At 41.3% G+C, this 21491-nt stretch carries 22 protein-coding genes; 9 read left to right on the top strand and 13 right to left on the bottom strand.

What is annotated here, in order from left to right; all coding sequences use genetic code 11:
* Positions 1-11: 11 nt before the first annotated feature.
* On the top strand, positions 12-632 hold the full coding sequence (locus ABTP35_RS05075; RefSeq protein WP_293298740.1) for a thioredoxin family protein: 621 nt from the start codon (positions 12-14) through the stop codon (positions 630-632).
* On the opposite strand, the gene ABTP35_RS05070 is transcribed toward ABTP35_RS05075, so the two are convergent.
* Genes ABTP35_RS05070 through ABTP35_RS05050 form a run of 5 tightly spaced genes read right to left on the bottom strand, consistent with a single transcriptional unit; the run spans position 615 to position 4070 of the window.
* On the bottom strand, positions 615-1334 hold the full coding sequence (locus ABTP35_RS05070) for a hypothetical protein (RefSeq protein WP_293298743.1): 720 nt from the start codon (positions 1332-1334) through the stop codon (positions 615-617). The two genes, ABTP35_RS05075 and ABTP35_RS05070, sit on opposite strands and share 18 nt — an antisense overlap.
* 48 nt (positions 1335-1382) lie before the next feature.
* Positions 1383-2087 (bottom strand): tRNA pseudouridine(55) synthase TruB, encoded by a 705-nt coding sequence (truB, locus tag ABTP35_RS05065; protein ID WP_224836244.1) that lies wholly within the window; start codon positions 2085-2087, stop codon positions 1383-1385.
* 32 nt (positions 2088-2119) lie between these two features.
* Positions 2120-2914 (bottom strand): undecaprenyl-diphosphate phosphatase, encoded by a 795-nt coding sequence (locus ABTP35_RS05060; protein ID WP_224836245.1) that lies wholly within the window; start codon positions 2912-2914, stop codon positions 2120-2122.
* 1 nt (position 2915) lies between these two features.
* Positions 2916-3182, bottom strand: coding sequence for a DUF3098 domain-containing protein (locus ABTP35_RS05055; protein WP_293298747.1), 267 nt, complete (start codon positions 3180-3182; stop codon positions 2916-2918).
* 9 nt (positions 3183-3191) lie between these two features.
* Positions 3192-4070: an ABC transporter permease gene (locus ABTP35_RS05050; protein ID WP_252080761.1), complete on the bottom strand. Its 879-nt coding sequence runs from the start codon at positions 4068-4070 to the stop codon at positions 3192-3194.
* 90 nt (positions 4071-4160) lie between these two features.
* Here ABTP35_RS05050 and ABTP35_RS05045 point away from each other — a divergent pair, with 90 nt between their 5' ends.
* The 3 genes from ABTP35_RS05045 (at position 4161) to ABTP35_RS05035 (ending at position 9474) form a co-directional block, all read left to right on the top strand.
* Positions 4161-7205 (top strand): class I tRNA ligase family protein, encoded by a 3045-nt coding sequence (locus ABTP35_RS05045; RefSeq protein ID WP_293298751.1) that lies wholly within the window; start codon positions 4161-4163, stop codon positions 7203-7205.
* 376 nt (positions 7206-7581) lie between these two features.
* Positions 7582-8682: an alanine dehydrogenase gene (gene ald, locus ABTP35_RS05040; RefSeq protein WP_293298754.1), complete on the top strand. Its 1101-nt coding sequence runs from the start codon at positions 7582-7584 to the stop codon at positions 8680-8682.
* Between the two features lie 90 nt (positions 8683-8772).
* Positions 8773-9474, top strand: coding sequence for a zinc metallopeptidase (locus tag ABTP35_RS05035; protein ID WP_224836250.1), 702 nt, complete (start codon positions 8773-8775; stop codon positions 9472-9474).
* Positions 9475-9658: 184 nt separating this feature from the next.
* Here ABTP35_RS05035 and ABTP35_RS05030 read toward each other — a convergent pair whose 3' ends face one another.
* The 4 genes from ABTP35_RS05030 to ABTP35_RS05015 form a co-directional block, all read right to left on the bottom strand.
* A complete protein-coding gene (locus ABTP35_RS05030) occupies positions 9659-10177 on the bottom strand; it encodes a ferritin (protein ID WP_224836251.1) in 519 nt (172 codons plus the stop codon).
* A gap of 114 nt (positions 10178-10291) precedes the next feature.
* A complete protein-coding gene (locus ABTP35_RS05025) occupies positions 10292-10609 on the bottom strand; it encodes a hypothetical protein (protein ID WP_224836252.1) in 318 nt (105 codons plus the stop codon).
* A 39-nt stretch (positions 10610-10648) separates the two neighbouring features.
* The gene (locus ABTP35_RS05020) at positions 10649-11119 is read right to left on the bottom strand and encodes an Lrp/AsnC ligand binding domain-containing protein (protein ID WP_224836253.1); all 471 of its coding nucleotides are present in this window, start codon (positions 11117-11119) and stop codon (positions 10649-10651) included.
* 48 nt (positions 11120-11167) lie between these two features.
* The gene (locus ABTP35_RS05015; RefSeq protein ID WP_293298760.1) at positions 11168-12541 is read right to left on the bottom strand and encodes a saccharopine dehydrogenase family protein; all 1374 of its coding nucleotides are present in this window, start codon (positions 12539-12541) and stop codon (positions 11168-11170) included.
* A 77-nt stretch (positions 12542-12618) separates the two neighbouring features.
* Between ABTP35_RS05015 and ABTP35_RS05010 the strand changes: the two genes are divergently transcribed.
* Positions 12619-13011, top strand: coding sequence for a DUF423 domain-containing protein (locus tag ABTP35_RS05010; protein WP_293298763.1), 393 nt, complete (start codon positions 12619-12621; stop codon positions 13009-13011).
* Positions 13012-13074: 63 nt separating this feature from the next.
* Entirely contained in the window at positions 13075-14691 is a 1617-nt protein-coding gene (pckA, locus tag ABTP35_RS05005; protein WP_293298766.1) for a phosphoenolpyruvate carboxykinase (ATP), read from the top strand.
* A 51-nt stretch (positions 14692-14742) separates the two neighbouring features.
* Here the strand turns inward: pckA and ABTP35_RS05000 are convergent, their stop codons facing one another.
* Genes ABTP35_RS05000 through ABTP35_RS04990 form a run of 3 tightly spaced genes read right to left on the bottom strand, consistent with a single transcriptional unit; the run spans position 14743 to position 17804 of the window.
* Positions 14743-15486, bottom strand: a complete 744-nt coding sequence (locus ABTP35_RS05000) for a uroporphyrinogen-III synthase (RefSeq protein ID WP_224836257.1) — start codon at positions 15484-15486, stop codon at positions 14743-14745.
* Positions 15487-15492: 6 nt separating this feature from the next.
* Positions 15493-16152, bottom strand: coding sequence for a DUF4271 domain-containing protein (locus tag ABTP35_RS04995; protein WP_293298769.1), 660 nt, complete (start codon positions 16150-16152; stop codon positions 15493-15495).
* On the bottom strand, positions 16149-17804 hold the full coding sequence (locus tag ABTP35_RS04990) for a glycosyltransferase family 39 protein (RefSeq protein ID WP_293298772.1): 1656 nt from the start codon (positions 17802-17804) through the stop codon (positions 16149-16151). Before ABTP35_RS04990 ends, ABTP35_RS04995 begins: the two co-directional genes overlap by 4 nt.
* 122 nt (positions 17805-17926) lie before the next feature.
* Between ABTP35_RS04990 and ABTP35_RS04985 the strand changes: the two genes are divergently transcribed.
* The 3 genes from ABTP35_RS04985 to ABTP35_RS04975 are packed head-to-tail and all read left to right on the top strand — an operon-like array spanning position 17927 to position 20438.
* On the top strand, positions 17927-18655 hold the full coding sequence (locus ABTP35_RS04985; RefSeq protein ID WP_224836260.1) for a polyprenol monophosphomannose synthase: 729 nt from the start codon (positions 17927-17929) through the stop codon (positions 18653-18655).
* Position 18656: 1 nt separating this feature from the next.
* Positions 18657-19991 (top strand): dihydroorotase, encoded by a 1335-nt coding sequence (locus tag ABTP35_RS04980; RefSeq protein ID WP_293298777.1) that lies wholly within the window; start codon positions 18657-18659, stop codon positions 19989-19991.
* Between the two features lie 3 nt (positions 19992-19994).
* Positions 19995-20438: a DUF4296 domain-containing protein gene (locus ABTP35_RS04975; protein WP_224836262.1), complete on the top strand. Its 444-nt coding sequence runs from the start codon at positions 19995-19997 to the stop codon at positions 20436-20438.
* On the opposite strand, the gene ABTP35_RS04970 is transcribed toward ABTP35_RS04975, so the two are convergent.
* Positions 20422-21426 carry an NAD-dependent epimerase/dehydratase family protein gene (locus tag ABTP35_RS04970; protein ID WP_293298780.1) on the bottom strand — a complete coding sequence of 335 codons (1005 nt, stop codon included), beginning with the start codon at positions 21424-21426 and terminating at the stop codon, positions 20422-20424. The genes ABTP35_RS04975 and ABTP35_RS04970 overlap by 17 nt on opposite strands.
* Positions 21427-21491: the final 65 nt, after the last annotated feature.

Genomic DNA, 21491 nt, shown 5'->3' with positions numbered 1-21491 from the left:
AAATCAATTTTATGGAAGTATTGGAAAAGAATCGATTGGAAATAGTCCGGGAATATCTTCAGAAAGGGATGGATTACAGAACTTATAGCGAATTGGTGAGCGAACTCGCAAAATCCGGTAAAACTACTGGTCCTGTTCAATCCGATGCCCTAATTAATTATACCAAACTTGGCGACCGTAGAATGGCTCGTTGGGACAAAACATTTAAAATTTCTGAAGATGACCAACAAAAGCTATCCCAATTAAAAGGGAATCTGGTGTTTTTGGCCCTGACCGAGAGCTGGTGTGGCGATGCGGCAGCTAGCCTACCAATTATCAATAAAATAGCGGAAGCAAACCCCAATATTGACTTTAAGGCTGTTTTGAGAGATGAAAGTCTCGATTTAATGGATGCATTTTTGACCAATGGAGCAAGGTCAATTCCCAAAGTGATAGTTTTTGATGCCGACCATAACGAAATTGTGGGAGAGTGGGGTCCCAGGCCAAGCATAGCTACTCAAATGGTGGAGGATTGCAAAAGAGAACATGGTAAGCTCACCGATGAGTTTAAACAAGAACTTCAGGTCTGGTACAATAAAAACAAAGGTGAAAATATTCTAGAGGATATCTTGGAATTACTTGCTTTGGAATAGATAAGTGATCGTTCCAATTTGTGACGCCTTGGAATCTGGGCTAAAACGTGCTTTCAGGGCATAGGCAATCGCGTTGTCCACCAAACAACCGTTGTCGGTTCCAGAACTTTTATCGTTAAAGCTGGCTTCCGTTACATAACCATTGTCATCCACGGAAATATTCACAACAACTTTTCCTCCTTCAATACAGGTATAAATCGGTGGGGGTAGGTAGTATGCGTTTCTGTCCACCAAAGAATAGGAAATGGAAGTTCGCCTATCTTTTAGGTAATCGGTAAACTCTTCTTTTTGGGCATCACGTTCCCCTAATTTTTCCTTTTTCTCATCACGTTGGGCTCGCAATTGTTTCAATTGCTCTTCAAAACCTGAGTTATCTGCATATTCTCCCGTCTCGCTGCTCAAAGCTCTTTCTTCCATGAGCTCTTCCAGTGTTTTTAAGGGTTCGGGGTTTCCCACACTTGGTTTTGCTGTTTGGTTTACGGCCATGTGGCTTTTAATGGGGTCATTGGCTGCCTGCATTTCTTCCAAGCGTTCTTCCTCCTCCTCAATAAGTTTTTCTATGTCCTCATCGGCCAGGCTCATTTCAATAACATACTCATCCTCTTTTATGCCTCCTAAGTGAATATTGAAAAGCAATAAAATCACTATGGACATAGAGAAGAAAGTAATCAAAAGTGATAACTGGCTCTTGTTAAGGTTCATGGCTTTACTATAACCGCTTTTTTATTAAAATATTTTATTTGGACCTATTTAGGTCGGTGTATTTACCTCAAGTTTTTCCTTGAAAACATTGGGGCTTGTAGCATTATCTACGTTGAAATCCCCTATTTTGGTTCTTCTTAGTTTGCTAAGATGGGCCCCGGACGCCAAAGCCTTGCCAAAATCGTGCGCAAGCGAACGTATATAGGTCCCTTTGCTACAGACTACCCTAAAGTCCACTTCGGGGAGATTAATTCGGGTAATCTCAAATTCAAGAATTTCTATTTTTCTTGATTTTATCTCCACTTGTTTGCCTTCCCTGGCGAGTTCATATAATCGCTTCCCATCTTTTTTTAAGGCTGAAAAAATAGGGGGTACTTGGTCAATCTCTCCTAAAAATTGTGTCGTGGCTTCTTGGATTGATTCATTGGTAAGATGTTCTGTGGGAAAGGTCTCGTTCACTTCGGTCTCCAGGTCGTATGAAGGCGTAGTAGCTCCCAAAGTAAAAGTTCCTGTGTACTCTTTTATCTGTCCTTGAAGCTCTGGAATTTTTTTGGTGAATTTTCCCGTGCAGATGATCAATAGTCCTGTGGCCAAAGGGTCCAATGTTCCAGCGTGGCCAATTTTAATTTTTTTTAGATTGAATTTTTTCCGGATGGCCCATTTTAGGGCATTCACTGCTTGGAACGAAGTCCATTCCAAAGGCTTATCGATCAAGAGTATCCGACCGTTCAAAAAATCTTCTTGGGTATTCAAAAAATTGGGATTTTGGCATCAAATATACTGATCTATCCCCAAATGCTCCAAGCAAGGGCAATTAACCCAACTATTAAACAGTAAATGGCAAAATAACTAAGCTTGCTCTGGCGTACCAGCTTGATCATCCAGGTACAGGCTGCCAATCCGGCAAAAAAAGCGGCTGCAAACCCTGCCCCCATGGCTATGGCCTGATCACCATGAAAATTGATTTCGCCTCCCATAAGATCTTTGGCCACTTTTCCCAAGATCAACGGGACTACCATTAAAAAGGAAAAACGTGCCGATTTTGTCTTGTCAACTCCTAAAAGTACGGCAGCCGAAATAGTTGCCCCACTTCGGGAAATACCGGGCAGAATGGCAACGGCCTGTGCCATTCCAATAATAAAGGAACTACGAAAAGAAACACCTTTTTCCGTAGTTTTGGCCAAATCTGCCAAATACAGTAAAAATGCCGTAATTATGAGCATTATCCCTACGATTACAATGGCCCCATCAAAAAATACTTCGATAAAATCGTTTAAAAACAATCCTACCAAGGCGGCGGGAATCATCGAAATAACGATCTTTAAGGAAAATTGGGTCTCTTCGTTCCATTTAAATTGAAAGAGGCCTTTTAAAATATCGAAAACATCTTTCCGAAATACCACCAAGGTGCTCAGTGCCGTGGCAAAGTGCAAGATTACGGTAAATAAAAGGCTTTCCTCTGGAACGGCCTGTGCTCCCAATATGGCTTTTCCCAATTCCAAGTGTCCGCTGGACGAAACGGGTAAAAATTCGGTCAATCCCTGAATGATTCCAAGGATAATAGCATCGATTATCTCCAAATTACTCCTTGTTTTTCTTGTTAGGATTCAACAAAATGGCGTACACTTGAATGCCCAGACCAATAAGAATTAAAGTTGGTGCAAGACGGATTCTTCTAAAGTTGTATATCTCGGGGTTGAATACTTCGGGGTCGTCGCTTCCGCCACCGCTCATCAAAATAAACCCAAGGGCAATAAAGGCAATACCTATAAATAGGAAGAGATAGTTTTTCTTCTGGAAAACAAATTCTTTTGTAGGCTTTGAACCGTTGTTGTTTTTCTTGCTCATGCTGCAAATTTAGTAATAAAGATCGTCCGTTCTCAGGTTTAAAAAGCGTTGGGTCGCAAAATGGGTGCTGGCCCACGAAATGATAACGCCCAAACCAAATACACTAACGAACAAAATAATGAGAACGATATAATCTTGCAAAAGATTCAGTTCGGGGAAGTTTTTGTCGATATAGAACACCAATACACCCAACCCGATCAAAGCGACAACTGCCCCGACCATGCCCAGTTTAATGTTGGTCCAGATAAAAGGCCTTCGGATAAAGGTTTTGGTGGCGCCTACCATTTGCATGGTTTTAATAATGAATCTTTTGGAATAAATGGAAAGTCGGATGGAACTATTAATCAATAAAACGGCAATTACGGTGAAAACAGCACTGGCCACCAATATCCATAAACTGATTTTCCGTGCGTTGTTGTTGAGCAAGGAGATCAAGGGTTTGTCATAGCTAACTTCGTCCACGTAGGCCTTGGCCGCCAAGTCTTCTGCAATCTCATCAATTTGTTGTGGAGAGACAAAATCGGCCTTTAAATGCACATCGATGGAATTTTTCAAGGGATTGTAGCCCAAAAACTCTTCAAAGTTTTCGCCAATATCTTCGCTGTATTGTTCCGCCGCATCTTCTTTGGAAATGTATTCGGCGGATTTTGTGTGCTCCGCAAGGGCCAAACTTTTTTGTAACTGGTCAATCTCGACCGGCTTGGCATTATCTTTCAAAAACACCGAAATAGTGATCTGCTCTTTAAAATGGTCTGCCAATTTTTTGGTGTTGAGCACCAAAAGGCCCAAAACACCCAAAAGAAACAGGACCAAGGCAATGCTCAAAGCCACGGAAAAGTAGGAGGAAATCAGTTTTCGTCTCTGATATCGTTCAATATATTGGCTCATAGAATATGAATCAGTACGTAAAAATAGAAAAGTAAATTGTATTTAGGGGATTAAACCTATTTTTGCACACGAAATTGAACAAGATTAACAATGAATTACGATTTCCGCGAGATTGAAGCCAAATGGCAGAAGTATTGGGCAGAAAATGAAACTTTTAAGGCATCCAACGATTCCGATAAACCTAAATTTTATGCATTGTCGATGTTCCCTTACCCCTCGGGGGCAGGCCTGCACGTAGGGCACCCGCTAGGATACATTGCCACGGACATCTATTCGCGTTACAAAAGACACAAAGGATTCAATGTGTTGCACCCAATGGGCTACGATTCCTTCGGGTTGCCAGCGGAGCAATATGCGATTCAAACGGGTCAGCATCCTGCGATTACGACGGAAAACAACATTAACCGGTACCGCGAGCAGTTGGACCAACTAGGTTTTTCTTTTGATTGGAGCCGCGAAGTGCGAACCTCCAACCCACAATATTACAAGTGGACACAATGGATTTTTATCCAATTGTTCAACGCTTGGTACAACAAGAAATCCGACAAAGCAGAAAACATCTCCGGTCTGATTTCCATTTTTGAAAAAGAAGGAAATGCCAATGTTGATGCTGCTTGTGATGATGATGTCCCAAGTTTTGATGCTGCCACTTGGAATGCGTATTCCGACAAGGAAAAGCAAGAAATCCTTTTAAAATACAGATTGACTTATTTGGCGGATACCGAAGTGAACTGGTGTCCTGCCCTTGGAACCGTTTTGGCCAATGATGAAATCGTAAATGGGGTTTCCGAGCGTGGAGGTCACCCCGTGGTTCGTAAAAAAATGACGCAATGGAGCATGCGCATCACAGCTTATGCCCAGCGTTTGTTGGACGGATTGGATAAAATTGATTGGCCTCAGCCATTAAAAGATTCCCAGACGAACTGGATTGGGCGTTCCGTGGGTGCTTCGGTTACTTTTAATGTGTTGGACGCTGAGCGTAGTCGAAGCGACCGGGACGTCACTTCGAGCACAGTCGAGAAGCCTTACGAGATAGAAGTCTTCACCACCCGCCCCGATACCATTTTCGGTGTAAGTTTTATGACGTTGGCTCCTGAGCATGAATTGGTGGCCAAAATTACGACCCCGGAGCAAAAAGCTGAGGTTGATGCTTATGTGGAAGCTACGGCAAAACGTTCCGAGCGCGACCGTATGGCCGATGTAAAAACCATTTCAGGGGTATTTACGGGAGCTTATGCAGAGCATCCGTTTACCAAAGAACCTATCCCGATTTGGATTGGCGACTACGTGTTGGCCAGTTATGGAACGGGAGCGGTTATGGCCGTACCCTGCGGCGACCAACGCGATTATGATTTTGCAAAACATTATAATATAGATATCCCCAATATTTTTGAAGGGGTGGATATTTCCGAAGAGGCATTTGCCGATAAGGAAACTACTATTATTGCCAATTCTGACTTTTTGAATGGATTATCTTATAAGGATGCCATGAAGAAAGCCATTGCCGAGTTGGAGAAGATCGGACATGGCGAAGGAAAAGTGAACTACCGTTTGCGCGATGCCGTATTTAGCCGTCAGCGCTACTGGGGCGAACCTTTTCCTGTTTATTATAAGGATGGTATGCCGCAAATGATCGATTTGGAGCATTTGCCCTTGCAATTGCCCGAAGTGGAAAAATATCTTCCCACCGAAACGGGTGAGCCGCCATTGGGCAACGCCACCGAATGGGCGTGGGACGTAAAACAATGTACAGTGGTCAATAATCAATTAATTGATCATGAAACTGTATTCCCTCTAGAATTAAATACCATGCCGGGTTGGGCAGGAAGTTCCCAATACTTTAATAGGTATATGGATCCGCGTAATGATGACGCTATTTTCTCTCCAGAAGCCATCAACTATTGGCAAGATGTGGATTTATATATTGGAGGTAGCGAGCACGCTACGGGCCACTTGTTGTATTCCCGCTTTTGGCAGAAGTTTATGTTTGATATGGGTTATGTGCCCAAGGACGAATATGCCCAAAAGTTGATCAACCAAGGGATGATCACGGGGACGAGTGCTTTTGTGTATGGTTATTTATTTTCTTTTAGCACTTATAACTCAATAAATGATTTAGAAAGAGATAAAAAAGGAATTGCTAAGGATGTGCAAAGGCCAATTTTGCTATTGATTGGTGAAAAAGAATATGAAGAAACAAGGAATCACAATAATTATGATAGGGCAAAAGGTTGGATTTTAGAAAAATTCCCTGACATCAAATATATTTCTGAATTGAGTGAAGATTCGCCAACTCAAGTTGTCTTTGACATAGCATTAATGAAAACACACGCTGATGTTTCATTGGTGAATGCATCCGATGAATTGGATTTGGATGGTTATTTGAAAAATAAGGGAATGGGATATGAAATAGTTTTTGAAGGTGACGGAAAATATATCGTTGGGCGCGAGGTCGAAAAAATGTCCAAATCCAAATACAATGTGGTGAACCCCGATGCCATTTGTGAGGAGTATGGGGCGGATTCCCTTCGTTTGTACGAAATGTTTTTAGGGCCATTGGAGCAGTCCAAACCTTGGAATACGGCAGGTATTTCCGGAGTGCACTCTTTCCTTAAAAAACTTTGGAAGTTATATACAAATGGGTCGCTGAGCGGAGCCGAAACGGAACCCACCGCCGATAATCTCAAAACGCTGCACAAGACCATCAAAAAAGTGGAAGAGGATATCGAAAACTTCTCGTTCAATACATCCGTATCTACCTTTATGATCTGTGTAAACGAGTTAACATCTCAAAAATGTACCAGCAAGGCGATTCTCGGTCCATTGGCAGTTTTGGTTTCACCTTACGCGCCGCACATTGCCGAAGAGCTCTGGGAGCGGTTGGGCAATACCGGGTCCATTGCCGAAGTGCCTTTCCCGAAGTTTGAGGAAAAATATTTGGTGGAGAGCAGTAAGGAATACCCGATATCCTTTAATGGAAAAATGCGCTTTAAATTGGAGTTGCCGTTGGATATGAGCAAGGAGGATATTGAAGCCACGGTGCTGGCCCACGAAAAAACGAAGGAACAATTGCAGGGCAGAGAGCCTAAAAAGGTAATTGTGGTTCCAGGTAAAATTGTAAATATTGTTGGGTAATCCGATAAATTGTTGCTGTCATTCCGAACTCGATTCGGAATCTCATACGATTAAATCAGTTTTATGGGAACCTGAATCAAGTTCAGGATGACGAAAACATCACCTTACGATAAAATCAATACGAATTTTATAAGAATACCCTCAAAAAAGCATGCCGACCGGCATGCTTTTTTGTTTAAAACACAATAACCCCTAAAAAATTAGGGGTGCAAAGTCAAAAAAATATAAAAAAGTTAATTAAACCTATATAAATAGAGGGTATAAATGTTAAAAAATACATTATTTAACCTGATACCCCTACTTTTTATCGATTATTTCTGTTGTGATTCATTTTTTTTGTACAACTTTGGTCCCAGAAACCATTAAAAACAACAAAATGACTGTTGGGATACCGAAAGAAATCAAAAACAATGAGAGCCGGGTGGGCATGACGCCCGCTGGAGTATTTGAATTGGTAAAGAACAATCACACGGTTTACGTGCAATCAGGTGCAGGTGAAGGCAGTGGTTTTTTCAATCAGGATTATCAGCAGGCCGGGGCCACAATTTTGGATACCATTGGTCAAGTGTATGCCATGAGCGATATGATCGTTAAGGTAAAGGAGCCCATAGCAGAAGAATATAGTTTAATTCAGGAAGGACAGATTGTGTTTACGTACTTCCATTTTGCTTCGAGTGAAGCCTTGACCAAGGCCATGATCAGGAGTAAGGCCATTTGTATTGCTTACGAAACGGTGGAAGATGAAGATGGAACCTTGCCCTTGTTAACCCCAATGTCCGAGGTCGCCGGCAGAATGGCAATACAACAAGGAGCAAAGTATCTGGAAAAGCCTGTTAAGGGAAAAGGAGTGCTTTTGGGTGGAGTTCCCGGAGTTTCACCAGGTAGGGTTTTGGTTCTGGGAGCGGGTACTGTTGGTATTCAGGCTGCTAAAATGGCAGCAGGTCTGGGTGCGCAGGTCACTATTTTGGATGTGAACATGAAGCGCCTCCGGTACGTGAACGACATTATGCCAAGTCATGTTGTAACCGGTTTTTCTAACGAGTTCAACATCAGAAAACATATAAAAACGCACGACCTTATTATTGGGGGAGTGCTTTTAAAAGGGGCCAAGGCACCCAACTTGATCACCAGGGATATGCTAAAGGATATGCATCCGGGCACCGTAATTGTCGATGTTGCCGTAGATCAGGGAGGATGCGTGGAGACCACCAAGCCTACAACCCATGAGGACCCGGTGTTTATTATAGATGATGTAGTTCACTATTGTGTAGCCAATATGCCAGGGGCAGTGCCTTATACTTCTACAGTTGCCTTGACGAATGTTACACTGCCCTATGTGCTACAATTGGCCAATCTAGGATGGAGAAGTGCATGCAAATTGGATCCGTCCTTAAAAAAAGGATTGAATGTTGTTGAAGGAGAGATTATTTACAAAGAAATCGCCGAAACTTTTCATTTAGATCCGGTATTGGTCTAACTGGACTAACATTTTGACAGTATTTTAACCCTGCCACGATTTGGCGGGGTTTTTGCATTTATGTGGTATATTTATATAAACGATTAAATTATGATGACATATTATATATTGATCGGGGGAATTGCCCTGATCAGCTGGCTGGTGAGCAACCGATTAAAGAGTAAGTTCAAGAAGTATTCCAAGGTGCATTTGCGCAATGGGATGAGTGGTGCGGAGATTGCCCAAAAAATGCTGGATGATCATGGAATAAGGGATGTAAAGGTTATTTCCACACCCGGAATGTTGACGGACCACTACAACCCTAAGAATAAAACCGTAAACCTTAGTGAAGGTGTGTACAACCAACGAAATGCTTCTGCTGCCGCGGTGGCGGCACACGAATGTGGACATGCGGTACAACATGCGCAGGCATATGAATGGTTGACCATGCGTTCCAAATTGGTTCCTGTGGTGAGCGTTACCTCTGGAATGTCCACTTGGGTGGTTTTTGGTGGAATTATGCTGATGGCCGCTACGGGTGTAGCGGGCGGTATTGGCTTTTATATAGCTGTTGCTGGTTTGATTATGATGGGATTTGCCACTTTGTTCAGCTTTATTACCCTGCCCGTTGAGTACGATGCCAGTAAAAGGGCTTTGGTGTGGTTAAAGCAAAAGAACATGGTTACCCAAGAGGAGTATTCCGGAGCAGAGGATGCACTAAAATGGGCGGCAAGAACCTATTTGGTCGCAGCTTTGGGCGCCTTGGCCTCCCTATTGTACTGGGCGGTGCAGGTTTTTGGAGGAAGAGATTAAGAATTGATTATAACTCAAATAAAAAGGGGCCAATCGGCCCCTTTTTTTATTGTAAGTGTTGAAGTCGTCATTCTGAATTCATTTCAGAATCTCGTCAAACTGATAAAAAAATCACTATGAGAACCTGAAACAAGTTCAGGTTGACGAAAATCTGCCTCTTTTTGGTTGTTGTGATTGGATTTTTTTAGTCAATCCAGTTCGCTACTTGATTGTCGATCATTTGGAGTCCAACACCTTCGGTGCCCGTTACCTCGATCATATCCAAGATGTCCCTTACGGTATTTTCTTCTTCCACCTGCTCCATTACAAACCAATCCAAGAAACGCTCGGTTGCAATATCGCCGGATTCACGGGCTTTTTTAACAATATTGTGGATCGATTTGGTCACTTTTACCTCATGCTCCAGAGTAGATTCAAATACATCAACAATGGAAGAGTAATCGTGATTGATATTGGTTACTTCCGGTGAAATTGGGTTCCCTCCGGTATCAACCAAAAAATTGAAGATTTTCATCATATGTTCACGTTCTTCCTCTGCTTGTTTAAAGAAAAATTTGGCGCTGGTAAAAAAACCATTTTGCTCGCACCATGAGGCCATGGCCAAATAGGTCGCAGAGGCATGGGCTTCCATTTTTATTTGTCCGTTGAGCAAATCCATGGATTCCACTTTTATGCTCATACTTTGTCTTGCGATATCTTTCATAATACTAAGTTTCTAATGTGATTGTGATATAAAGTTACAGATTTAAATCTGTACAGCGTACTGGTCCCTTTAATTTAGAAACCAATTAAGACTGGATAAAAGTAAGCAGGTCTTTTACGTAAGGGCTTCGGCTTTGGCAGAAAGTCCTATGGCCACAAAACCATTATGGATAAGATTTTTAAGATCTAGTACCTCCAAGGTATTAAGGATGAACAAATGCTCTTTATTGCAAAGCATCAAAACTTCGAAACCGTGGGAATTCAAATCACTATCAAAATGATTTTCTATGGAGATGGATAGTATTTTGTGCCTAAGGGATAACAGCTCGCAAAGAGACATGCGAATTAGTTTTTGTCCAAAATCGATATAATATCGGCGTTCGGCCGTGGATTGATAAAGTGTATAATATTTGGATTTGAATACTACATTCATGGGGTCAAATGTAATATTTATTTAGATTCAATACAAATATCAAATCCGTATTTGTCTATCAATTTGCTGATCCAGGGAGATAAAGGTTTCTGTTCGTGATACTCCTTCGATCTGTTGGATTTTTTTATTGAGGACCTGCATGAGGTGTTCGTTGTCCCGGCACAATACTTTAATGAGTATGGACCAGTTTCCTGTGGTGTAATGGCATTCCAGTACTTCCGGAATTTCTTCCAATTGTTTTACCGCTCGCGGGTTGGTCATGGCCTTGTCCAAATAAATGCCGATGTAGGCCATGGTAGAATAGCCCAATACTTTTGGGTTGATTACAAATTTGGATCCTGCCAATAGCCCTGAGCTTTCCAGTTTGCGGAGTCTTTGGTGTATTGCGGCTCCCGAAATGCCTATGTTTCTTGCTATTTCGAGAATGGGTCGTCTTGCATCCTCCATGAGATACCTTAGAATCTTTTTGTCAATACCGTCTATTTTTACGGAACTGTTATTGTTTTTCACTTCTTGAATTTTAAAGTATAGCTAAAGGTATCCAAAATCTAACAAATTTTAACTCGCTACCGAATCGGGATTGTAACCTAAATAGGGAACTTGATATTCTTTGAACTCGATGCCCTGGGTACGCAATTCGGATAAGATAGGTTCGTATACCTCTTTGCTTATAGGAATTTGTACACCTGGTGTCGTAATTTCTCCGTTCAGGATTTTTAAGGTGGCGATAGCTACGGGAAGACCTACAGTTTTGGACATTGCCGTATAACGTCGGTTTTCACCGATGACCACCATATTGGCATCAATCTGTTTTTTTTCGCCATTTAATTCGTATCCAAACTTGTGGTACATTACGATCATATCCTTTTCGTCTTCTTTCAGGGTCCAGCTATCCTCAAGTATGTATTGGAGCATTTGTGCAGGCGATGCATTTTTGAGCGGAATTTTTTTAGAGTCGTCAAAAATGTTCAAGTCCAAAAGCTTGCCCCACATAATATCGTCTTGGTCGATTTTTAGGTAATGTCTCATTTTTAACTCTACCGAATCTGTAGGCGAATAGGGAAGAAATAAATTCACAAATTCGCGATAGGACATTCCTTCGGAATTTTCAATGGAGTAACTATCATCCGTCATGCCCAGGACCACAAACATTTGCCATGCTTTGGAAAAACCTACCCTTCGCATGGTTCCTCTAAAAAGTGTTAACGCGTCTTGCAGGCCGTAGGCTTCGCGGTACTTTAAGGAATCGCGATTGGCATAGGCTTCAAAAGTGCCGTAGCCCTCGACGTCCATAAATTCTGTCCTTCTGAACAATTTTTGATAGGGTATGTATTTGTACGTGCCCTCTTGGATAAATTTTGCTGCGCCTCCTTGGCCGGCCAGTACCACGTTTCTGGGATTCCAGGTAAATTTATAGTGCCATAGATTGGTGTCGCTTTCCGGGGCTACCAATCCGCCGGTAAAGGATTCGAACAGCAACATTTTTCCACCTGCGTCCCGGATGCGATCTATTACCTCCATGGCGCTCATATGGTCGATTCCAGGGTCAAGACCAATTTCGTTCATAAATACAAGGCCCTTTTCTTTTACTTTATCATCCAGAGCCTTTAGTTCGTTACTTATGTACGATGCTGTAATAAGATGTTTATTGAATTCGATACAATCGTGTGCAACGTTGATGTGCAGACTTGCTGGTAACATGGAAACTACAATGGAGGCTTCCGATACAGCTTTTTTCCTATCGGCCTCATTAAAAATATCCAACGTAAATACCGTGCAATTGGAATGTCTGGAAAATTCATCGGGGATATTTTCGGGACGAAGATCCCCGATTTTTAAATGAATATTTTCTTCATTCGCCTTTTTTAAAAAATAATCTAGTAAGTATGAGGTTGATTTACCTGCGCCTAAAACCAATATAGTGCGGACCATGCGTTTTGTTTACTTTTGTTTAATCGTTACTAAGGTATTAAATTGTTATATTTTTAAAAAAATAGCAAATAAAAGTTATGAACAGAACAATTTTACTCACTGGGACCTTTTTGGGAATGTTGGCGATAGTGTTGGGGGCTTTTGGCGCCCATGGGCTTGAGAAGCTGGTGGATTCCGAAGCTGTTGATACTTTTGAAACAGGGGTTCGGTACCAGATGTATCATGCCTTGTTCCTTCTTTTCCTGGGTATGTATAATGGTGTTAAGATTAAAGCAAAGAAGCCGGTTTTTATCCTTTTGCTATTGGGTGTTGTATTGTTCTCTTTTTCAATTTACCTATTGGCATTGAACAGTTTAACTTCATTTGACTTTAAGATTATCGGCTTTTTAACACCAATCGGGGGAGTTTTCTTGATCATGGCTTGGATTTATTTGGGATATCACATTTTAACCCAAAAAGAACTCAATTAACCCGTATTTAAAAGGTCGAAAAGCGAATATTTTCTAGTTTTGTACCAACAAATAAACTAAACTATGAAGGATTCTGCTTCAGCCACGAAATCGATTTCGTTAAAAACGTATGGGATAACCCACGATAATATCAATTATCAACTATCACCAGACGAGCTGCACGACATTACCATTGAGTTGGGTATGGGCAAAGAGGCCTCCTCTGGAGCTTTGGCCGTTAATACTGGGGAGTTTACGGGAAGATCGCCCATGGACCGTTTTATTGTTAAGGACGATATTACATCCGATAAAATATGGTGGGGCAACATTAATATTCCCTTTGAGAGCGAAAAGTTTGATAAGCTTTATGATAAAGTAATCGCATATCTCAACAATAAAGAGCTGTATGTTAGGGACTCTTATGCTTGTGCCGATCCAGAATATAAGTTGAACATACGGTTGATCAATGAATATCCTTGGTCCAATATGTTTGCCTACAACATGTTTCTTCGCCCTACCGAAGAAGAATTGCAAGGTTTTGACCCGGAATGGACTGTTGTAAATGCACCAGGTTTCAAGGCCGATCCAAAGGAAGATGGAACCCGCCAGCATAATTTTGCCATACTTAATTTCAGTAAAAAAATTGCCCTGATCGGGGGTACCGGGTATACGGGGGAGATTAAAAAAGGGATTTTCTCTGCTTTGAACTTTATTCTACCTGTATATAAAAACACCTTGCCCATGCATTGCTCCGCAAATATGGGGCAAGATGGGGATACCGCAATATTCTTTGGGTTATCGGGAACGGGAAAAACTACCTTGTCCACTGATCCCGACAGAAAGCTAATCGGTGATGATGAGCATGGATGGACCTCCAAGAATACGGTTTTTAATTTTGAAGGTGGTTGTTATGCAAAAGTTATAGACCTTGCCGAAGAGAAAGAGCCAGAGATCTACGGTGCCATAAAAAAGGGGGCAATTTTGGAGAATGTAATCATGGACGATAATGGGGTGGTCGATTTCGCCGATACCTCCATTACACAAAATACAAGAGTAAGTTACCCGATCCATCATATCGAAAATATTCAAGAGCCGTCCATTGGTGAAAATGTAAAGAACATCTTCTTCCTTACTGCCGATGCTTTTGGTGTGTTGCCTCCAATTTCTAAGCTGACACCATCCCAAGCGGCATACCATTTTATTTCCGGATACACGGCCAAGGTTGCAGGGACCGAAGCGGGTGTTGTGGAACCGCTGCCCTCTTTTTCGGCATGCTTTGGAGCTCCGTTTATGCCGCTTCACCCTACTAAATATGCTGAAATGTTGAGTAAGAAAATGAAGGAGTCCGGTGTTGATGTTTGGTTGGTGAACACAGGTTGGACCGGCGGACCATATGGAGTTGGTACCCGTATGAAGTTAAAATACACCAGAGCAATGATAAGTGCGGCATTAACAGGTAAACTTGGGCTGTACAATTACGAAAACTATCATATACACTCCGTATTCGGGGTGGCACAGCCAAGGGAATGTCCTGGAGTACCTAAAGAAGTGCTCAGTCCACGAACTACTTGGAACAATGATGAGGCTTACTACAAAACAGCCTTTAAATTGAGCAATGCCTTTAGGGAAAACTTTAAAAAGTTTGAATCTTATGCCAGTGAGGAAATCCGAAGGGGAGGCCCGCAACGGTATGCATTCTAAAAAAATAAAGCCCCGATTTTCGGGGCTTTTTTATTGATCAAAATTTCGACTTTATTTGTTTACACTGGTAATGTATTTCTGCAGTGCCATGGTCATCGATGGAGTCTCCGGCGTTGGCGCCTGAATATCGATTCTAAGTCCTGCATTGGTCGCGGCCTTTACCGTACTATTGCCGAAAACGGCAATTCTCGTGTTGTTCTGTTCAAAATCCGGAAAATTCTTCATCAAGGACTCAATGCCAGAAGGGCTAAAGAATACCAAGATGTCGTAATAAACGTTTCTTAGGTCGGAAAGATCACTGATCACGGTTTTGTAAAAAATTCCACGTGTCCAATTCACTCCCAATTCGTCCAATAATTCGGGGACAATAGGTTTTAGGGAATCAGATGAGGGTAATAGGAATTTTTCGTCCTTATACTTTTTGATCAGAGGAATCAATTCGTTGAAAGTCCTTTTTCCAACATAGATTTTTCTCTTACGGTACACAACATATTTTTGTAAGTAATAGGCAACTGCCTCCGACTGACAAAAATATTTCATTGAATCCGGAACCTTGAAGCGCATTTCGTCAGCAATTCTAAAAAAATGGTCAACAGAGTTTCTACTGGTCAAGATAATTGCAGAGAAGTTGTTCAAGTCGATTTTTTGTTGCCTAACATTCTTGGCCTCTACGCCTTCTACATGAATGAATGGTCTGAAATCTACTTTAATTTTCTCTTTTTCAATTAATCTTGAGTAAGGTGAGTTTTCGACTTTGGGTTCTGGTTGGGAAACCAAAATTGTTTTTACTTTCATAAGTTATCAACCTTTTAAATAGCTTCCAATTAACACCAAGGGCGCAATTTCGAGTGCGCAAAGGTACAAAATAAAATAGACAAAATAAGGGAACAGTGCTTTTTGATAGTTCTTCAACAGCTTGGCCACACCAATGCCATTAATTAGGGCAACACATAGAATTGCAGTATATATTGCTGTTTTTGAGTTGGTTGTAATGTAAATCAATAATATGTTAGTGAGTAAAATTACAATACTGCTGTAGTTGAGGTAAGAAATTTTACTAAAAATCAGGCCGCTTATAACAACTGTATTGTTAAAAACATATCCCGTGAACATTTGAACTAAAAATTTAACCAGTTCGAACAGGGCCAAAAAACCCAATAATATAAAATAAATGGTAAGAGGTTCGCCATCCGGCAACAAGGAAAAAGTTCTTAAGACCAAGTAAAGAAACAGTGAAAGGTTGATTAATTGGAAAAGGGTTAAAAGTAGATGGAACCAATGGGAAAATTGCCCTTTTTTATTATGGAGAAGAATGTATTTATCATTAAATGGAAGGATAATAAAATTCAAGAATTTTTTGTGGTACAAATACTTGCCCAAAGCCAAAACAACCAAACTGATGAACAGTATAACCGTCATCCAATCTATAGAAATGATCGTTTTTTCAACCGGTTCCATCATTCAATTTTAATAGGTTGTCCGTTTAGTCCGGGAGGCAATCCATTTTCTGCAATTCCAATCCTAAAGTAAGATGGGTTTTCCATTTTGGACAGGGGTAGGTCAAAAGAATAGAACAAAGTGTCCTTGGACCGCAAGGTTGATGCTTTCGGCGTTAGCTTATTAACTTTTAAAGAGCGCATTTGTTTTACTTGTTTGTGTTTGTTGGAATAGGAAATGGTGAATTTTAATTGCTCCAACGGGATGTCAAAAGGATAAGGATTGTATACTTTTAAAGAATAACCCGTATTGTTTTCCTTTTTGTCCACTATGCACTTTAGATTTCGGTACGATTGAAAGTTTTCAATATAGTTTCCAAAAAATATGGTGCTGTCCAAATGCATATAGGTCACATCCCCACTCTTTTTATATTTGGATACGTACAATACTTTTTTGCCACGAACCCTTTCTTCGGAACCATCTATGGAATATTGGTTTTTTCGGTACATATAATTGTTCAAGGAAATGGCTGGAACCCCCGAGTAAAATTCATATTTGGGAGCCCTGCGATAGGAGTTTTCGAAAACCACCGGAACACCCCCGGACTTTTCTTTAAGTTCTTTGGCCCAAACCTTGTTGCCATGGGTTTCGTAGAGCATGGGAAATAACGGGTAGTGTACCATCCATGCTCTGGCGTACATTAAAAGCACCAAGCTAACAATACCTGTTCGGTACATCCATTTTCTACTTTTTTTATTGCTGATCAGGTAATCAAAAGCAATTATGGCCAACGGGATCGAGACAACAATGGTCCACTGCGCTTGTACCCTTCTGTTAAAACTGGAAATGAAAAAGAAAATCAATACACCGTATACCAAATAAACCAAAGCTTTGGAAAAAGTATCCTTGGGCCTGAACTTAAAAAGCGAACCATAGATCCAATAGAACAATAGACCGATTATTGCAATAATGTTCAAGAAATATCCCAATGTAAAACCATCAAAGGAATAGGCTTGGTTGGGCCGTTCGTACAAATGGAAGGTAATGGATACAAAGTTGTTCTGATAGAGCCAAACAAAGTGGGGAATGTAGCAAATCAAGGCCAGTATTACTGCAAGCCACGCTTTTTTGTTAAAAATTAGTTTGTAGTTGGAAAGGAAAACAAACAAGATGACCAATACCGCATGGTACTTACTGTACATCAGCGCAGCCATGGTCAGGCCCAGTAAAATGGTGGTCAAGATAGCCTCGTTTTCAAGAAAGCGTTTGTATAGCCATAGGAACAGGGCGGTAAAGAACAGTAGGGATGTATCGGGCAAGGTTAAAAAACCATATGCGTTCATCAAGGTAAAAGAAAACACCAACAAGAAAAAATGAACAACATAGTCCTTTTTCTTGGGGTTGTCCACCAAAAGCCAGAGCAAAATATAGGTGCCGGCCGAAAGTATGGTGCTCATAAACCTTACCCCTAGTTCACCATCAAAGAAAAGACTACTTAGTTTGATCAAAAAGGCAACCATGGAAGGATGGTCAAAATATCCCCAGGACAAGTTTTGCGCATAGTACCAGTAATAGGCCTCATCGTAAATCAATTCAGTTATCGAAGCTTGAACAAGATTGAGTACAAAAAGAACCGCTAATAGTATAAAAAAAAGTCTGGGAAACTTTTGAGACATTAAAATAGGTTTTTTAAAGGCGCAAAGTTACAAATATTGAACCAGTGACCGTATTACTTGCCAAAGGTTACTTGTGCAGGCAAGATAGAAAACCTTATTTTTGACAAACTAATACAGTGCGAATGTCAGACGGCTTGGTCATTATACCCACATTCAATGAAATTGAAAATATCGAGGCCATTATAAAAACGGTCTTTGATCTAAAGAAGAATTTTCATGTACTTGTGGTAGACGACAACTCTCCGGATGGTACTGCCGATTGCGTCCGGAAATTGCAAATTGACTTTCCGGAACGACTGTTTTTGGAAGTCAGAAAAGAGAAGTCTGGTTTGGGGACGGCGTACATCCATGGCTTTAAATGGGCCTTGAAAAAAGGATATGAGTACATTTTTGAGATGGATGCCGACTTTTCACATAGACCTGCCGACCTATCCAGATTGCACAGAGCTTGCTTAAACGGAGCCGATGTTGCCGTGGGTTCCCGGTATAAAAAAGGAGTAAATGTGGTCAACTGGCCCTTGGCCAGGATCTTACTTTCCTATGGTGCGTCTTTCTATGTAAAGTTCATTACCGGAATGAAAGTGCACGATCCCACTGCTGGTTTTGTATGCTACAAACGAAAAGTGCTCGAGACCATTAATTTGGATAATGTGCGCTTTATTGGCTATGCCTTTCAAATAGAGATGAAGTATAGGGCGTACCTCAAAAAATTTAAGATAGAGGAAGTATCGATAATTTTTACCGATAGGGTAGAAGGAAAATCTAAAATGAACTCGGCAATTATCCGGGAGGCCATTTTTGGTGTGATAGCCATGAAATTTAGAAGTGTATTCTTTAAAAAGAAATTTTAGTATGTCAAAAATTCTGTTGAAAAACGCCAACATTGTAAACGAGAACAGCATTTTTGAATCCGATGTGTTGCTGGAAGGTGATTTTATTCTCCGTGTCGATGCCGATATATCCGATCCCAATGCGAAGGTAATCGATTTGAATGGAGATCTTTTGTTGCCCGGTGTTATAGATGATCAAGTACATTTTAGGGAGCCAGGGTTAACGCACAAAGGTACCATTGCCACAGAAAGCAGGGCGGCCATAGCTGGGGGCATAACCACTTTTATGGAGCAGCCCAATACCAACCCGCAAACGACCACAATAGCAAAATTGGAAGATAAATTTGCCATTGCTGCAAAAGATTCCTTCGCTAATTACTCCTTTCTTTTTGGGGGCACAAACGATAATTTGGAGGAACTAAAACGGTTGGATAAAAATGCCTGCTCCGGGGTTAAACTGTTCTTGGGCTCATCAACAGGAAATATGTTGGTGGACAACGAGCAAGTATTGGAGCAGATTTTTAGCAATACCGAAATGGTGATATCCACCCATTGTGAGGACGAGGGGACCATTAGGACCAATTTGGAATCATATAAAAAAATGTACGGGGATAACATTCCTATAGAGATGCACCCCATTATCCGGAGCGCGGAGGCATGCTACCTAAGTTCATCAAAAGCGATTGCCTTGGCCAAGAAAACAGGGGCGAGATTGCATGTCTTTCACCTTTCAACGGGCATCGAAACCGATTTGTTCACCAATGAGATTCCATTGGAAAAGAAAAAAATCACATCGGAAGTCTGCATCCACCATCTTTGGTTTTCGGATGAGGACTATGCAAAAAAGGGAACACTCATTAAATGGAATCCGGCGGTTAAGACCAAAAACGATAGGGCCAAACTTTGGGAAGCCCTCCTAGATGATCGTATTGATGTTGTGGCCACGGACCATGCACCGCACACCATGGAAGAAAAGGACAACCCCTATACAAAAGCACCTTCTGGTGGACCTCTGGTACAGCACGCACTATTGGCCATGCTACAAAAAGAACAGGAAGGTGTTATTACTTTGGAAAAATTGGTAGAGAAGATGTGCCATAATCCAGCCAAGCTTTTTGATATTGATCGGCGAGGATTTGTTCGAGAAGGGTATTTTGCAGATTTGGTTCAGGTGCACAGAGGTTCTAAAAACGAGGTTAAAAAAGATAATATTTTCTATAAATGTGGATGGTCCCCGTTCGAAGGTGTTACTTTTGGCTCCGAAATAAAGCGAACCTTTGTAAATGGTTTATTGGCGTTTGAAAATGGTAATTTCCATCCAGAGAAAAATGCAAAGAGGCTCACTTTTAATCGATAAGGAATGATACGTACCATACTTTTTTTTATAGGTCTATTTTTTTTGATGGTCTCCTGTGCGGAAAAAGTAGTGGAAGAACCGGAAAACCTTATTCCAAAGGAACAAATGATGGATATTCTCCATGATCTGGCAATTTTTAATGCAGCACAAGCAACCACGAGCAGAAAATTCAAGGATTCCAGAATCGATATTATGGATTTTATCTACACCAAGTACGATATTGATAGTGCACAGTTTTCGCAGAGTGATCTGTATTATGCTTCGCTTCCTTTGGAGTATCAGGCCATTTATGAAGGTGTGGAAGCAAGGGTGAAGCAGAAAAAGGACACATTGGAGGCCATTGGAAAGCGTCGTAACGATAGTGTTCGCGCGGCAAGTTTAAAACGGACCGATTCCATTAAGGCCGTGCGTGAAGCCAATGAAAAGAAATCTAATTCTTCTTCATAAACTTATCGCAGCAAAAGGCGATGGCTTTGTCCAGGTCCACAAACGTAAAATCTAGCTGCGATCGTATCTTCCGATTACTATAAATTTGCTGTTGATACAATCCTTTGGCCATTACTCTGGATAGCCTTCTTCTTTTTCCGAACAATTGGCTTCTTGCCCAATCCAACCGCCAAAAGAGTTCCAACATAAATTTGGAAACTTTCCGGTCCGGTGGCTCAACGCCCAATTTTGGAGCTATTTTCTTAAATAGTTCTCCATAGGTCATATTTTGGCCCACCAAAATAAATCGTTCGGTTTTAATCTCCGAGGCCATGAGCATCGTCATGGCTTTGATAACATCGTGCACGCTTACAAAACCGGTGCCACCGGGGATGTAATACTTTTTTCCTTTGGCTGCATAGGAAAAAAAGGTGCCGCTGCCAGACTTCCAAAAACCAGGACCGATCACAACACCAGGGTTTACGATAACCACGGACAGGCCTTCTTGTGATGCGCGCCAAACCTCAAGCTCAGCCTCATATTTGGTAATTCCGTAAACAGATGCCTTGGTTTCGAGCCATTCGGTTTCCTCGGTGATTTCTTTTTGTTTAAGGCTTGGTCCAATGGCAGCAATGGAACTTACGTAGCACAGTTTTTTTACCTTGTGCTTTAAGGATAGGTTCACGATGTTCGCAGTTCCTTCAACATTGGTGCGCTCTAAAGCTTTAAAATCCTTGGGGTCAAAAGAGATCAGTGCGGCACAGTGGAATACTTGAGATATCCCATCAAAAAGCGAATCCAAACCACCTAAATTGGTAATATCGGCCCTAACCCAATCAATTTGTTCCACCAAATCTGACGGATTGTCGGTATAGTATCCAAAAACGTTGTGGACTTTATCAATGGATTCCTTTGTCCTATAATTGCTTCTGACCTTGTTCCCATTGCTGATCAAATGGAAAAGTAAGTGGGAACCGATCAGTCCAGTGCCTCCCGTAACCAAAATCATACCGTAAAAGTACCTATTTGTGCTGGAAATATACAGTCAAATGCCAACTTCATTTTATATTTGCA

The organism is Flagellimonas alginilytica (assembly GCF_042134605.1).
In the GTDB taxonomy this organism is placed as follows: Bacteria; Bacteroidota; Bacteroidia; order Flavobacteriales; family Flavobacteriaceae; genus Flagellimonas; species Flagellimonas alginolytica.
Note: the sequence above shows the minus strand (reverse complement) of the source record. Positions and strands in the feature narration are given on the sequence as shown.